Annotated in this window: 11 protein-coding genes, 1 tRNA gene and 1 pseudogene; 12 read left to right on the top strand and 1 reads right to left on the bottom strand. The window is 66.1% G+C overall.

All coding sequences use genetic code 11. The annotated features are described in order from the left end of the window. The first annotated feature begins 98 nt into the window (after positions 1-98). The 10 genes from CRT23_RS22915 (at position 99) to CRT23_RS22870 (ending at position 9,806) form a co-directional block, all read left to right on the top strand. Positions 99-809 carry a DUF1013 domain-containing protein gene (locus CRT23_RS22915; RefSeq protein ID WP_055959114.1) on the top strand — a complete coding sequence of 237 codons (711 nt, stop codon included), beginning with the start codon at positions 99-101 and terminating at the stop codon, positions 807-809. A gap of 337 nt (positions 810-1,146) precedes the next feature. After that, positions 1,147-2,877 (top strand): 30S ribosomal protein S1, encoded by a 1,731-nt coding sequence (rpsA, locus tag CRT23_RS22910; protein WP_055959112.1) that lies wholly within the window; start codon positions 1,147-1,149, stop codon positions 2,875-2,877. 488 nt (positions 2,878-3,365) lie between these two features. Then, on the top strand, positions 3,366-4,352 hold the full coding sequence (gene sppA / locus CRT23_RS22905) for a signal peptide peptidase SppA (protein WP_103711923.1): 987 nt from the start codon (positions 3,366-3,368) through the stop codon (positions 4,350-4,352). A 46-nt stretch (positions 4,353-4,398) separates the two neighbouring features. Continuing rightward, on the top strand, positions 4,399-4,710 hold the full coding sequence (ihfB, locus tag CRT23_RS22900; RefSeq protein WP_055959108.1) for an integration host factor subunit beta: 312 nt from the start codon (positions 4,399-4,401) through the stop codon (positions 4,708-4,710). A gap of 37 nt (positions 4,711-4,747) precedes the next feature. After that, positions 4,748-5,122: a LapA family protein gene (locus tag CRT23_RS22895; RefSeq protein WP_055959105.1), complete on the top strand. Its 375-nt coding sequence runs from the start codon at positions 4,748-4,750 to the stop codon at positions 5,120-5,122. Between the two features lie 92 nt (positions 5,123-5,214). Continuing rightward, complete coding sequence (locus CRT23_RS22890) at positions 5,215-5,856, top strand: phosphoribosylanthranilate isomerase (protein ID WP_103711922.1); 642 nt, start codon at positions 5,215-5,217, stop codon at positions 5,854-5,856. A 147-nt stretch (positions 5,857-6,003) separates the two neighbouring features. Next, complete coding sequence (trpB, locus tag CRT23_RS22885) at positions 6,004-7,245, top strand: tryptophan synthase subunit beta (RefSeq protein WP_103711942.1); 1,242 nt, start codon at positions 6,004-6,006, stop codon at positions 7,243-7,245. A gap of 111 nt (positions 7,246-7,356) precedes the next feature. Beyond that, positions 7,357-7,433, top strand: a tRNA-Met gene (locus CRT23_RS22880). Between the two features lie 204 nt (positions 7,434-7,637). Continuing rightward, positions 7,638-8,960: a site-specific integrase gene (locus CRT23_RS22875; RefSeq protein WP_103711921.1), complete on the top strand. Its 1,323-nt coding sequence runs from the start codon at positions 7,638-7,640 to the stop codon at positions 8,958-8,960. A gap of 369 nt (positions 8,961-9,329) precedes the next feature. Then, on the top strand, positions 9,330-9,806 hold the full coding sequence (locus tag CRT23_RS22870) for an Hsp20 family protein (protein WP_103711920.1): 477 nt from the start codon (positions 9,330-9,332) through the stop codon (positions 9,804-9,806). A gap of 778 nt (positions 9,807-10,584) precedes the next feature. Here CRT23_RS22870 and CRT23_RS22860 read toward each other — a convergent pair. After that, a complete protein-coding gene (locus CRT23_RS22860) occupies positions 10,585-11,571 on the bottom strand; it encodes an aldo/keto reductase (protein ID WP_103711918.1) in 987 nt (328 codons plus the stop codon). A 541-nt stretch (positions 11,572-12,112) separates the two neighbouring features. Here CRT23_RS22860 and CRT23_RS22850 point away from each other — a divergent pair. Next, positions 12,113-13,378, top strand: a complete 1,266-nt coding sequence (locus CRT23_RS22850) for an NAD(P)/FAD-dependent oxidoreductase (RefSeq protein ID WP_103711917.1) — start codon at positions 12,113-12,115, stop codon at positions 13,376-13,378. 486 nt (positions 13,379-13,864) lie between these two features. Continuing rightward, positions 13,865-14,161: pseudogene (locus tag CRT23_RS28900) on the top strand (IS481 family transposase); the annotation flags it as partial.

Below are 14,161 nucleotides of genomic sequence, written 5' to 3'. Positions count from 1 at the left end.
TTGAGACGGGATGCTGCCGGCCAGTCGAGGCCGGAGCGAGCGACGCCCTGTCGGCGGCGCCCCGGACCCGTCCCGCACGAACCTGTTGGAGTCACCCGATGTCGCAAGGCCCGCTGATGCCGAAGGCCACCGCCGTATGGCTGGTGGAGAACACCTCGCTGGCCTTCGAGCAGATCGCCGATTTCTGCAAGCTGCACCCCCTCGAGGTGAAGGGCATCGCCGACGGCGAGGTCGCCGCGGGCATCAAGGGCCTCGATCCGATCACCACCGGCCAGCTCACCCGCGACGAGATCGAGAAGGCGCAGAAGAGCCCGAACTACAAGCTCAAGGTCGCGGTCTCGAAGGTGAAGCTGCCCGAGGTCAAGCGGACCACCAAGGGCCCGCGCTACACGCCCCTCTCCCGCCGCCAGGACCGCCCGAACGCCATCCTCTGGCTGCTGCGCAACCACCCCGAGCTCAAGGACGCGCAGATCATCCGCCTCGTCGGCACCACCAAGTCGACGATCCAGCAGATCCGCGAGCGCACCCATTGGAATTCCGGCTCCCTGCAGCCGATGGACCCGGTGACCCTCGGTCTCTGCACCCAGATCGACCTGGATTTCGAGGTTCAGCGCTCGGCCAAGGACCGGCCGGCCAACATGCCGGTGGACGGCGGCGCGACGCTGCTGCCGACCGAGGTGTCGACGGCCACCGACTACACCGAAGCCGACGAGCATCACCGCAGCGCCCGCGACGAGAAGCTCAACGCCGATTCGGTGTTCGCGAAGCTCAAGGGCATGCGCAGCACCGAGGACGACGACGAGGACTGACCCGCCCCGTACGCGCCGCGCCGACCGATCCCCGCAGCCTGGCCGCGGGGATTTTTCGTTTGCGAGACCGAAGCGGGCCGGGCACCCGGCCCATTGCCGGACGTCCGGCAATCCGCTATGCAACCGCCGTTCTCCGAAGGGATTCCACGAGGCTCGGCTGTCCCGCCGGGCCACGCCCCGTTTGGAGGATCACTCTCGACCATCGTTTGAGAATGCGTCGGCCCTCCTCCGGGAGGTTGAGCCCGTCGGGTCCGTGACCCCGGGTGGCGACGTCGAGGGTGTCCCGTCACGCGAGCCGCCGATGCCGGCCTCCCGATGAGGCCTGTCAGGAGACAGAATGACCGCTGGTAACGCCCTGCAGCGTAGCCCGAGCCGCGACGACTTCGCCGCTCTTCTTGAGGAGTCCTTCCTCGAACACGAGATCACCGAAGGGTCCGTCGTCAAGGGTCGCGTCGTCGCGATCGAGAAGGACGTGGCCGTCATCGACATCGGCGCCAAGACGGAAGGCCGTGTCGCCCTCAAGGAATTCAACGGCCCCGGCCGCGAAGGCGAGCTCGCCGTCGGTGACGAGGTCGAGGTCTATGTCGACCGCATCGAGAATGCGCTCGGTGAGGCCGTCATCTCGCGCGACAAGGCGCGCCGCGAGGAGAGCTGGGTCAAGCTCGAGAAGGCCTTCGAGGCCAACGAGCGCGTCACCGGCGCGATCTTCAACCAGGTCAAGGGCGGCTATACCGTCGACCTCGACGGCGCCGTGGCGTTCCTGCCGCGCTCCCAGGTCGACATCCGCCCCGTGCGCGACGTCACCCCGCTGCTGGGCACCCCGCAGCCGTTCCAGATCCTCAAGATGGATCGTCGCCGCGGCAACATCGTCGTGTCGCGCCGGACCGTCCTCGAGGAGAGCCGCGCCGAGCAGCGCTCCGAGCTGGTGGCCAACCTCGAGGAAGGCCAGGTCATCGACGGCGTCGTCAAGAACATCACCGAGTACGGCGCCTTCGTCGATCTCGGCGGCATCGACGGCCTGCTCCACGTCACCGACATGGCGTGGCGCCGCGTGAACCACCCGTCCGAGGTCGTGACCATCGGCCAGACGGTCAAGGTCAAGATCATCAAGATCAACCACGAGACCCACCGCATCTCGCTCGGCATCAAGCAGCTGCTGGCCGATCCGTGGGAGGGCATCGCCCAGCGCTACCCGGTCGACGCCAAGCTCAAAGGCCGCGTGACCAACATCACCGACTACGGCGCCTTCGTGGAGCTGGAGCCGGGCATCGAAGGCCTGATCCACGTCTCCGAGATGTCCTGGACCAAGAAGAACGTCCACCCGGGCAAGATCGTCTCCACCTCGCAGGAAGTGGAAGTGCAGATCCTCGAGGTCGATCCGGTCAAGCGCCGCATCTCGCTCGGCCTCAAGCAGACCCTCCAGAACCCCTGGGAGGCGTTCGCCCAGCAGCATCCGGTGGGCTCCGAGGTCGAGGGCGAGGTCAAGAACAAGACCGAGTTCGGCCTGTTCATCGGCCTCGACGGCGATGTCGACGGCATGGTCCACCTGTCGGATCTCGACTGGAACCGTCCCGGCGAGCAGGTCATCGAGGAGTTCAAGAAGGGCGACATGCTGCGCGCCCAGGTTCTCGACGTCGACGTCGAGAAGGAGCGCATCTCGCTCGGCGTGAAGCAGCTCGGCGGCGACCCCTTCACGGAGGCCGGCGACCTCAAGAAGGGTCAGATCGTGACCTGCGAAGTGGTGGACGTGAAGGATTCGGGCGTTGATGTGAAGATCGTCGACACCGACCTGACGACCTTCATCCGCCGGGCCGAGCTCGCCCGCGACCGCGGCGACCAGCGCCCCGAGCGCTTCGCCGCCGGTGAGAAGTTCGATGCCCGCGTGATCCAGTTCGACCGCAAGGCGCGCCGGGTCCAGCTCTCGATCAAGGCCCTCGAGATGGCCGAAGAGAAGGAGGCGATGGCCCAGTTCGGCTCGACCGATTCGGGTGCCTCGCTCGGCGAGATCCTGGGCGCGGCCTTCAAGAAGGCCCGCACCAGCGACGACAAGGACGAGCCGCAGGACTAATCCGTCCCGCGTCGTCCCCGGTCCCTCGGGACCGGGGCGCCTCGCCTCGCCATCGACGCCCGCGCGGGATCGCCTCCCGCGCGGGCGTTTTTCGTGCGCGGGCCCCCACCCCGGCGGCGGCGTGGGCCGGCCGTGAGCCCCTTGTCGGTCCCTATCCGGCAAGGCTAGAACACGGGCCCGGTGACGGCTCGGGCGCGGCGTCACGCCGGCGGGCGTGCGATGCGTCCGAGGCCGGGATGCGCCGAAGGCCGAGAACCGCCAAAGGCCGAGAACCGCCGAAGACCGACAAGTCCCGACGTTCGATAAGTCCCAAAGGCCGATAAGTCCCAAAGGCTTGATGCAAATCGGCGGGGAGTGTGGGACAAGGTTCGGCGCGCGGGCGGAGGCCGGCGCGCACCGGCCGGGAGACCGGAACGCGACGCCCGGGACTCTGGCGTCCGAAAACCATCAGCCGGCCGAGCCGGCACGTGAGGGAGCGTAACCAGCGCATGGCCGCGGATGCCGAACTTCTGATCGATCGCCGGCGCCTGCGCCGCAAACTCTCCCTCTGGCGCGTCCTCGGCATCGGCGGCCTCGTGGTCGCGGTCGGGGCGGTCGGCCTGCGGGTTCGCAGTGGCGGCGAGGCCCTCGGTCTCGGCAGTGTCCGTCCGCAGATCGCCCGGATCTCGGTGGGCGGCTTCATCGCCGGCAGCGAATCCACCACCAAGCTGATCGAGCGCGTCCGCGACGCGAGCGCCGTGCAGGGCGTCGTGGTGTCGATCTCCTCGCCGGGCGGCACCACCACCGGCTCCGAGGAACTCTACCGCAACCTGCGGGCGCTCGCCGAGAAGAAGCCCATGGTGGCCTTCGTCGACGGCACCGCCGCCTCCGGCGCCTACATCGCAGCCATCGCCGCCGACCACATCGTCGCGCGCGAGACCGCCCTGGTGGGCTCCATCGGCGTCCTGTTCCAGTATCCGGACCTGTCGGGCCTCCTCGACAAGATCGGGGTCAAGGTCGAGTCCGTGAAGTCGGCGCCCCTGAAGGCCGAGCCGTCGGGTTTCACGCCGACCTCGCCCGAGGCCCGCGCCGCCCTCGCGGCCGTCGTCGGCGACACCTATGCGTGGTTCAAGGGCCTCGTGGCCGACCGGCGCAAGATGACCGAGAAGGAACTCGCCACCGTCTCCGACGGCCGGGTGTTCAGCGGCCGCCAGAGCGTCCCGCTCAAGCTGGTGGACGGCCTCGGCGGCGAGCGGCAGGCCATCGCCTGGCTCGAATCCGAGCGCGGCGTCGCCAAGGACCTGCCCGTGCTGGACTGGAAGCCGAAGGCCAAGAGCGATTTCCGCCTGTGGTCGGCCCTCGGCCTCGGGGCCGACCTCGTCGGGCTCGACGGCGTCGCGGCGCGCCTGCGTCAGGTCGGCGACGAGACGTCGGGCCTGGCCCAGGGCGGACTCCTGGTCCTCTGGCGGCCCGGTCCCGCTGACGCCGCCCGCTGAGGGTCCGCGCCACCCCATTCGTGGATGACTTCGTGAAGGCCCTCCCATGATCAAGTCGGAGCTCGTGCTGAAGATCGCCGAGCAGAACCCGCATCTCTACCAGCGGGACGTCGAGACCCTGGTGAACGCGATCCTGGACACCATCGCGGATGCCCTGGCCCGCGGCGACCGGGTCGAGTTGCGCGGCTTCGGCGCCTTCTCGGTGAAGCGCCGCGATGCGCGGCGCGGGCGCAACCCGCGGACGGGTGCGGCCGTTGCCGTCTCGGAGAAGGCCATCCCCGTGTTCAAGACGGGCAAGGAGATGCGCTTGCGCCTCAACGAGGCCGGCATCGGGGACGGCGAGGCCGCCGCGTCCTGATCCGCCCCGTTTCCTACGCTGCTCGGAGTTCGATTCGATGATCCGCTTCCTCAAGGGCTTGGTGCTGCTTCCCGTGGCGATCCTGGTGGTCGCTTTCGCGGTGGCCAACCGCGATGCGGTGCGGGTCTCCTTCGATCCCCTCTCGCCCGACATGCCGGTCTTCAGCGCGACGCTGCCGCTCTACCTGCTGCTGTTCATCGCGGTGGCCCTCGGGGTGCTGCTCGGCGGCTGCGGGGCCTGGCTCGGGCAGTCGCGCACCCGCCGCACCAGCGCCGAGCGCCGGCGCGAGATCCGCCGCCTGGAGGGCGAGACCGCCCGTCTCAAGACCTACGCGCCGGCCCCGACCCATGAGGGGCCGAACGGCATCTACCGCAACGCCTCGGACCGCGTCGCCCTGCCGGCGCCGCGCTGAGCGCGGCGGCCGACCCGCGGGCCTCGACACCGCAGATTTGGAAACCGCAGATTTCTAAACCGCAGACCTCGGAACCGCAGACCTCGAAACCCATGTCCGCCATCGCGATCAAGATCTGCGGGCTCAGCACGGCGGCGACTCTCGACGCCGCCGTGGAGGCCGGTGCCGATCTCGTCGGGTTCGTGCACTTCCCCAGGAGCCCCCGCCACGTGGACCTAGAGACCGGCCGCGCCCTCTCGGCGCGCGCGAAGGGCCGGACCGAGCGGGTGGTGCTCCTCGTCGACCCGGACGACGCTGCGGTGGCGGCCGCCGTCGAGGCCCTCGACCCGGACTGGATCCAGCTCCACGGCCGCGAGACCCCCGAGCGCGTGGCGGCCATCCGCGCCGCGACGGGTCGCCGGGTGATGAAGGCGATCGGGGTCGCCGGCGCGGCGGATCTCGCCGCGGTGACCGCCTTCGCGGGCCGGGCCGACCGCATCCTCCTCGACGCCAAGGCGCCCCCGGGTGCGGCGCTGCCCGGCGGCAACGGCCACGCCTTCGACTGGGAGCTTCTGGGGGGCGCCGTTCTCCCGGCGGATTACATGCTCTCGGGCGGCCTCACCCCCGACACCGTGGCGACGGCGCTCGCCCGCACCGGCGCGCGGGCCGTCGACGTCTCGTCGGGCGTCGAGACCCGTTCGGGCGAGAAATCGGCGGCGCGGATCGCCGCCTTCATCGCGGCGGCCCGGGGCTGAGGGGGCAGGGGACGCGCGCCCGGGAGTCCCTTGCTTTCCGCGCCGAAAGGCCCTGAATTCGCGATTCGACGCGTTGGCCGCATTGTCGGCGCCCCCCGTGCGGGTCTAGGCCTATCGACAAACGCAGCTCTGACAAGGACCATGCCCGTGACCATCGCTCCCCCTCCGAACTCGTTCCGCAACGGCCCGGACGAGCGCGGCCGCTTCGGCATCTTCGGCGGACGCTTCGTGGCCGAGACGCTGATGCCGCTGATCCTGGACCTGGAAGCGGCCTACTCGGCCGCGAAGGCGGACCCGGCCTTCCAGGCCGAGATGAACAGCCACCTGACCCACTATGTCGGCCGGCCGAGCCCGCTCTACTACGCCGAGCGGATGACGGAGCACCTGCGCGCGCAGGCCGCCCCGGGGCAGGGCGCGAAGATCTTCTTCAAGCGTGACGAGTTGAACCACACCGGCTCGCACAAGGTGAACAACGTGCTCGGCCAGATCATGCTGGCGCGCCGCATGGGCAAGCCGCGCATCATCGCCGAGACCGGTGCCGGCCAGCACGGCGTCGCCACCGCCACCCTCTGCGCCCGCTTCGGCCTGAAATGCGTGGTCTACATGGGCGCCGTCGATGTGGCGCGCCAGGCGCCCAACGTGTTCCGCATGAAGATGCTCGGCGCCGAGGTGGTGCCGGTTCAGTCCGGGACCAAGACCCTGAAGGACGCGATGAACGAGGCCCTGCGCGATTGGGTCACCAACGTCGCCGACACCTTCTACTGCATCGGCACGGTGGCGGGGCCGCACCCCTACCCGGCGATGGTGCGCGACTTCCAGTCGATCATCGGCCGCGAGACGAAGCAGCAGATGCTGGAGATGGAGGGCCGCCTGCCGGATTCCCTCGTCGCCTGCATCGGCGGCGGGTCCAACGCCATGGGCCTGTTCCACCCCTTCCTCGACGATCCCGACGTGGCGATGTACGGCGTCGAGGCGGCCGGTCACGGCATCTCCAGCGGCCTGCACGCGGCCTCGCTGTCGGGCGGCAAGCCCGGCGTGCTCCACGGCAACCGCACCTACCTGCTGCAGGATGGCGACGGCCAGATCGCGGACGCGCACTCGATCTCGGCCGGCCTGGACTACCCGGGCATCGGTCCCGAGCACGCCTGGCTGCATGAGGCCGGCCGCGTCACCTATCTCTCGGCCACGGACAACGAGGCGCTGGAAGCCTTCAAGCTCTGCTCGATGCTGGAGGGCATCATCCCGGCCCTGGAGCCGGCCCACGCCCTGGCCAAGGTCCAGGAACTGGCGCCGCAGAAGCCCCAGGATCACCTCCTGGTGGTTAACCTCTGCGGACGTGGCGACAAGGACATCCCCCAGGTCGCCGAGATCCTCGGCACCCGGCTCTGACGTTCCCACGGGGCCGGCCATTTTCTCCGGGCGGACCCCGTTGACACCTCACGGCGGGGTTCCCTATACCGCCGATCTCATCGCGGCCACGTTCTTTGGCGGCCGCGGTCTGGCGGGGTAGCTCAGCTGGTTAGAGCAGAGGAATCATAATCCTTGTGTCGGGGGTTCAAATCCCTCCCTCGCTACCAACGTTTTAGCCTGCTAAGTCAATGACTTAGCAGGCTTTTTCTTTGCTCTTTGAGCAGCGGCGAAAAGGCTATAAATCCTAGAACAGCCCTAGCGCAGCCGAAAAAATTGTCGTGCGCACGTAACGGTTTGCTGGGGGCTCAGAAAGCACCCTAGCGCACTTCTAGCGCAGTCCTCCGCACCGCAGTAACCAGACAGGGCGCATCGTGAGCACCCCAACCAGCCCCCAAGCTGAGCGCTACCAGCTGTTCCAGCGCGCAGGCAGCACGAAGTGGCAGATGCGCTTCAGCGTGCGAGGGCAGGGGCAGCTGAAACGATCCCTGGATACGGACGACCGTGGGGAGGCTGAGCGCCGGGCGGATGCCATCTGGTACGAGGCCACCTACCGGGCCAAGCAGGGCCTCACCGCCCGGGCGCACGGCTTTGAGGCCGTCGCTGAGGAGTACATCGCGCAGATCCATCGTGAGGTGGAGCGGGGTGAACGCCGAACCGACCAGGGCAAGAGCGAGCCCGCGATGATTCGGCGCTTCTTCATCGGCTACTTCGGCTCCAAACCCGTCGATGCCATCACAGACACGGATCTGGAGCGCTACGCGGAGTGGCGGCGCACCTACTGGACCGAAGGGCCGGGCAAGCTCATCGAGCACATCGAATACGAGCGTGACGGACACCGTCTGCGCCGGCCCGTACGGCGCTCCGCCCCGTCCATCAGCCGGCAGCGCGGCGAGACCGTGGTGCTGCGGGCGCTGCTGCGCTGGGCCTCACGGCAGGGCTACCTGAAGACACCGCCTGAAATCAGCATCAAGGCCCGGCGCGCACCCGACAACCGCCGTCCCAGCTTTGAGCCCCATGAGTTCGCCCGGCTTGAAGCCGCAAGCCTGAGCCGGCTTGTGGATCCCATCATGGATGGCAAGGGCGCTGAGGTGCGGGCTAGCGACCGGCGCAGCTGGCGCATCAAGCGGCTGGATGACCACACCCGCAGGGATCGCACGCTGCTGCACGCGTACGTGATGATCGGCGCGTTCTCAGGCCTACGCCCCACTGAGATGTACAATCTCACCTGGGGTGACGTGCTGGGCTATCGCGCGGGCAGGCACAAGCCTGTGGACCAGCGGGACATCCGGCTGCAAGTGCGCGGCAAGGGCAAGAGCGGCAAGGCGATCCCGCAGAAGGCAGCGATCCCCTGGTTCGACACCCTCTGGATGCTGTTCCAGCGCAGCATGGGGCGGGAACCCCAGGACACGGACCCGGTGTTCGCGAGCGAGCAGGGAAAACGCGTGAGCTCAGTGGCCAACGGCTTCACCGAGCTGCTGAAGGCGGCGGGCCTGGAGCGAGATCACCGTGGCATCAAGCGCACGCCGTATTCGCTGCGCCACTTCTACATCAGCGAGCAGCTCGCGAATGGCGCGGAGGTCATGGATGTGGCCCGCAACTGCCGCACCTCACTCGTCATGATCGACAAGCACTACGGGCAGGTACGGCTTGAACGTGTGGCGGATCGGCTTCGTCCGGAGTGGACCCGCGCCTGATTGAGTCAACAGCTACCCAATAGCGGCGCGGTACAGCTTGTGGAAGGATGACCGCTTGCGGTTCAGCCTGTCCGAAAACACAGCCTCTGCGATCTGGTCAGCCAAAGTCGGGATGCACTCGCCGCGCTACATCACGCAGTTGGCCGAATTACTGAAGGCTGAAGCTCACCAACCGGGTGCAGTCTCAGTCCCGGACGCGCCCAGCTCCACCCCATACCAGCAATGAGACGGGATTTTTTGGAAGCCGAGGAACCGGATTGCGGCTGCGGCGTTACGCGCGTGCGAGGCTCAGAATGGCTCGCAATGTGGGCGTCGGCCTATGCTGTCCGGCGTCCCTCGATGTCACGTTGCTCATTGGAGGATGTGGTTATGAGGACCTATGACGTTGCCCCCCTGTTCCGCTCCACGGTCGGCTTTGATCGCCTGTTCGACCTTCTCGATCAGCCCAGCCGTGTCGAGGCAACCTGGCCGCCCTACAACATCGAGAAACTTGCCGACGACCAATACCGCATCACCATGGCTGTGGCAGGCTTTGGGTCTGACGAGATCGAACTCACCCAGCATGGCACGTCCCTGCTGGTAACGGGTCAGAGAAAGGGTGCAGAGGGCGAGCGCCAGTATCTCCACCGTGGGATCGCAGGCCGTGGCTTCCGCCAGACCTTCAACCTGGCTGATCACGTGAAGGTCACGGGAGCCAACCTCGAGAATGGGCTGCTGACCGTCGAACTCAAGCGCGAAGTTCCAGAGGCGATGAAGCCGCGCCGCATCGAGATCGGCGGCACATCAGTGGCCGTTGGCCAAGACAACGCCTCAGCGGAGATCGAGGGCGAGTCCAAGGCCGCCTGAGCTCACACGCTACCGACCGCCGAACCGATACCCTCGTGGGCCTCAGGGTTCACGAGGAGCATACCCTTTCATGTTCTTCCTCGTCTCCCCAGGGAGGATGTTTGATGACGATGATGGAGACGCACCTCTCTCATTCCGGCCCCATGAGCCAGGCCGCAACACAGCCGGCTTCCTTCGAGGCTTGGCAGGCGCTTGTTGCTCCCGGCGACGTCTTCCGCCGTCCGCAAGAGGTTCTGGCTCACCCTCTGATGTCCCAAGCGGAAAAGCGCACGATCCTGGCAGCCTGGGCCTCGGATGCCTGCGCCCTTGAGAATGCACCAGGCTTGCGCTGCCTGGCCGGCTGCAGGGCCGAGCCGGTATCGCTCGATGCAGTGCTCAACGCCCTCGCTGCGCTGGACCAGGGTTCTCCTGGCGAAACAATCCGGTGCACGAACACCCTGGCTTCGCCTCGCCGACGTTTGCAGCGGTTCTTGAACTTACGCCGTCACATACGGCCCGGACGTCGGAACGATGATGACGATCCACCGCCCTGTCCGGCAGCAGTGATGCCGCGTCCTCCGAAGCCTCCGAGTGCCGCCGCACTCGCGCTCAGCGTCCCGGCCTGAGGCGAAGGGACCGCCACCAACTCGGCGGCGGTCCTGGTCTTCATCAACGAAGAGGGACAGGAGGTTTTTAATGCCATCGTCGACGGGTTGCGCTGAGGACCACCTGGGAATAACGCCGGTGGTCATCTCTCCTGCCTGCACTGAGCCCTTGGGAAACACCTTCGGCTTAAGCCTTAGCGGTTCAAAGCCTGCATCTGCGGGGCAGCATAGCGTGTTCCTGCCGCCGCGCCCGATGGAACAGCGGCATTGATCCGAGCCAGATCGTCGGCGGTGAGCGACACGTCGAGCGCGCCTAGGTTTTCCTCCAGGTACTTGCGCCGCTTGGTGCCCGGGATCGGCACAATGTCCTCGCCTTGCGCCAGCACCCAGGCCAAGGCCAGCTGCGCCGGCGTACAGCCCTTGTCGGCGGCAATCGCGCGGATTTCTGCGACCAGATCGAGGTTCTTCTGGAAGTTCTCGCCCTGAAAACGCGGTGAGGTGCGGCGGTAGTCGTCCTCGGCAAGATCCTCAGGTCGTTGGAACTGCCCAGTGAGGAAGCCACGGCCCAGGGGACTGTAGGGCACGAACCCGATCCCCAGCTCGCGCACGGTGGGCAGTATCTCGTCTTCAGGGTCGCGGCTCCAGAGCGAGTACTCGGTCTGAAGCGTCGCAATCGGATGAACGGCGTGCGCTCGCCGGATCGTCTCAGGAGCTGCCTCCGAGAGGCCCAAATGTTTGACCTTGCCCTCGCGCACGAGTTCGGCCATCGCGCCCACCGTGTCTTCGATCGGTGTGTTTGGGTCAACCCGGTGCTGGTAGTAGAGATCGATTACTTCGATGCCGAGTCGCTTCAGGCTGGCTTCACAGGCTTGGCGCACGTACTCCGGCCGGCCGTTCACACCCTTAAAACTGCCATCCGAGCCTCGCACGTTGCCGAACTTGGTGGCGACGATCACCCACTCAGAGCGCTCCCGCACAACACGGCCAACGAGCTCCTCGTTGCGGCCAACACCGTACATGTCCGCGGTATCAAGGAAGTTCACGCCGAGATCGAATGCGCGGTGCAGCGTCGCTACGGACTCTGCATCATCGCGGCCGGCGTAGAAGTCTGACATCCCCATGCACCCGAGGCCCAGGGCAGAGACCTCCAGGCCTGAGTTTCCGAGCTTGCGCGTTTTCATGAGAGCTCCTTTGGATGGAGGCCAGACAACTCGTCGCTTGGACATGAGTTCGCCCTACCGGACTGCTGCGCCGGTCGAGCTAAGTTCGAATTCAGCGATGAGAGCCCATCTAGGCCGCGGGTATGGAGCGGGACCACAAGGGCATCAAGTGCACGCCGTAATCGCTGCGCCACTTCTACATCAACGAGCAACTGGCGAGCAGGGCCGAGGTCATGGATGCGGCCCCCAATCGCCGCACGTCACTGGTGATAATCGACAAGCCTTATGGCCTGATACGGCTTGAGCGTGTGGTGGACCGCCTTCGTCCGGAGTGGACACGCGCCTGATGTTTGTCCTCAGCTGACTCGTAGCAGCTGTTGGGACCGTTTGCTGCTGGGCTTCACAGGCGACCTGGTTCGCGCTGGCTGCTGCTCAGTGCAGAACGCGTCGAAGCTGCCAGCTGAGGAGGGCATAGGGAGCCTTCCAACCGGAGCGGTCCAAAGCCCGTGACCCTTCATCGGGTAAGCGGCGTTATACCCGTAGGTCAACTTCGGAATGAGTCATGCCGCCTGCACCTTACCTTGACCGTACTCCACGTCCCGATGGTAACAAGCGCCGTATCGTCATCATTGGGGGCGGCTTCGGCGGCTTGGCTTGTGCACGAGCGCTTGCAAGTGCCGATGTGCACGTCACCCTCATCGACAGGCGCAATCACCACCTATTTCAGCCTCTCCTCTACCAAGTGTCGACTGCGGCCCTGTCGCCTGCTGACATCGCGGTCCCAATTCGGCGCGTGCTTGCCCATGCACAAAATGTCGATGTCGTGCTTGCCGATGTTCAGGGTGTCGACACCTTGCTGCGTCACGTCCAACTCTCGGACGGCGGTTACGTCCCCTTCGATCAGCTCGTGGTCGCGACCGGCTCGGCCTACAACTACTTTGCCCATTCCGAATGGGCTGCATCCGCGCCGGCGCCCAAGACCATTTCTGATGCTCGGACCATTCGTGCGCGGCTTCTGAAGGCCTTCGAGGAAGCCGAAAGTTGCGCCGAGACCGTCCGTCGCTCGGCTCTCCTGACCATGGTCGTGGTGGGCGGTGGGCCCACCGGCGTTGAGATGGCGGGCACGGTCGCTGAACTGGCACGGTACACCCTTCGGGGAGACTTCCGTCGCATCGATCCCACTAAGGCCCGTGTGATCCTTGTGGAGGCAGGTCCCAGGCTCCTTGGAGCTTTCCCGGAGGTGCTGAGTGCCTATGCCTATCGTGCGCCGGTGCGGCTTGGCGTCGAGGTACGGCTGAACACCACCGTGCAGCAGATCGACGCAAAGGGCGTGCAGCTGGCAGACAAGCGGATCGAAGCTGCAAACGTCATCTGGGGCGCGGGGGTTCGTGCTGCCGCGGGGGCTGCGTGGTTCGGCGGAACCGAGAATCGGACTGGACGTATCCCGGTAGACGGGAACATGGCCATCATCGGTCAGACGAACATCTACGCGCTAGGTGATGTGGCTCTCTTCCTCCAGAACGGAAAGCCGCTTCCGGCCTTAGCCCAGGTTGCTCAGCAGCAGGGTTACCACCTCGGACGGGCGCTGCGGCACCCGGGCGCGCCTGCGCCGTTTCAGTATCGCAGCAACGGCGACACAGCCGTTATCGGACGTCACGCGGCAGTGTACAGCTTTGGGCACTTAAACCTCACGGGGCGCGTCGCGTGGCTGCTCTGGGCGGTCGCGCATGTGTACCTGCTGATCGGTTTTCAGAAGCGCACGCTCGTCATGGTGCAGTGGGTCTGGCGCTACTTCACCTTCGAGCGTGGCGCGCGACTAATCGATTAAACGCTCTTCGCTCGTGTCCACAAACCGCCCTTCCCGGACTTTGCCGTATGCAGCCATGGGTCTCGACCAAACGACCGAGTTCATGCCCTGCTTGTGCCAGCCCTGTTTCGGAGTGGCTGAACAGTTATTCGAACCGGCGGTTTATCTGAAAAGCAGGAGGCCCAATGGATCCCAACAATCAGATACCGTCGCCGGTAAAAACAAATCGCTTCGGTCTGATCGCCGCCGCGATCTTGTTTGCGGCTTTAGTGGCGTACGCAATTCATTTCGTTTCCATACCATCACCTCTGCCACCACAGTAATGAGGAAATCTCGCTGAGAGTGACATCAGAGCGTGTGTCGATGAGAGGAAAGTGGCTTTGCTGACAAGCGATGCTATGTTTGCCGCTCCTTCTATAAACGTTTAGGCAATCCAGGCGTTAGGTGTGCAGTCCCGCAGTGTGGTGGCATCAGTTTAGCTGAGGTCGCTGCATACCGGGAGGCGTTATGGGACAGGTTCTTCACAGCTGCGCCACGACCACGCACGCGGTCAGAGCAGCGCTACAGCGATCGAAAGCTCCGCTCAAAGATCTTGCCGCCCAGCATGGATTGAACCTCAAGACGGTCGCGAAGTGGCGCAAGCGTGCCTTCGTGCATGACGCGGCGATGGGACCGAAGACGCCGCGCTCGACGGTGCTCACGACCGAGGAAGAGGCAGTGATCGTCGCTTATCCGCCGGCACACCCTCCTGCCGCTCGACGACTGCCTCTACGCGCTCCAGGCCACGATCCCGCACCTAACCCG

It is taken from the genome of Methylobacterium sp. V23 (genome assembly GCF_002917135.1).
Taxonomy (GTDB): Bacteria; Pseudomonadota; Alphaproteobacteria; order Rhizobiales; family Beijerinckiaceae; genus Methylobacterium.
Note: the sequence above shows the minus strand (reverse complement) of the source record. Positions and strands in the feature narration are given on the sequence as shown.

What these genes read in the sequence shown, in the direction of transcription:
- ihfB (WP_055959108.1), top strand. Translation starts at nt 4,399, where the DNA reads ATGATCAAGTCGGAGCTCGTGCTGAAGATCGCCGAGCAGAACCCGCAT.
- CRT23_RS22890 (WP_103711922.1), top strand. Translation starts at nt 5,215, where the DNA reads ATGTCCGCCATCGCGATCAAGATCTGCGGGCTCAGCACGGCGGCGACT.
- CRT23_RS22915 (WP_055959114.1), top strand. Translation starts at nt 99, where the DNA reads ATGTCGCAAGGCCCGCTGATGCCGAAGGCCACCGCCGTATGGCTGGTG.
- CRT23_RS22870 (WP_103711920.1), top strand. Translation starts at nt 9,330, where the DNA reads ATGAGGACCTATGACGTTGCCCCCCTGTTCCGCTCCACGGTCGGCTTT.
- CRT23_RS22850 (WP_103711917.1), top strand. Translation starts at nt 12,113, where the DNA reads ATGCCGCCTGCACCTTACCTTGACCGTACTCCACGTCCCGATGGTAAC.
- CRT23_RS22895 (WP_055959105.1), top strand. Translation starts at nt 4,748, where the DNA reads ATGATCCGCTTCCTCAAGGGCTTGGTGCTGCTTCCCGTGGCGATCCTG.
- rpsA (WP_055959112.1), top strand. Translation starts at nt 1,147, where the DNA reads ATGACCGCTGGTAACGCCCTGCAGCGTAGCCCGAGCCGCGACGACTTC.
- sppA (WP_103711923.1), top strand. Translation starts at nt 3,366, where the DNA reads ATGGCCGCGGATGCCGAACTTCTGATCGATCGCCGGCGCCTGCGCCGC.
- CRT23_RS22860 (WP_103711918.1), bottom strand. Translation starts at nt 11,571, where the DNA reads ATGAAAACGCGCAAGCTCGGAAACTCAGGCCTGGAGGTCTCTGCCCTG.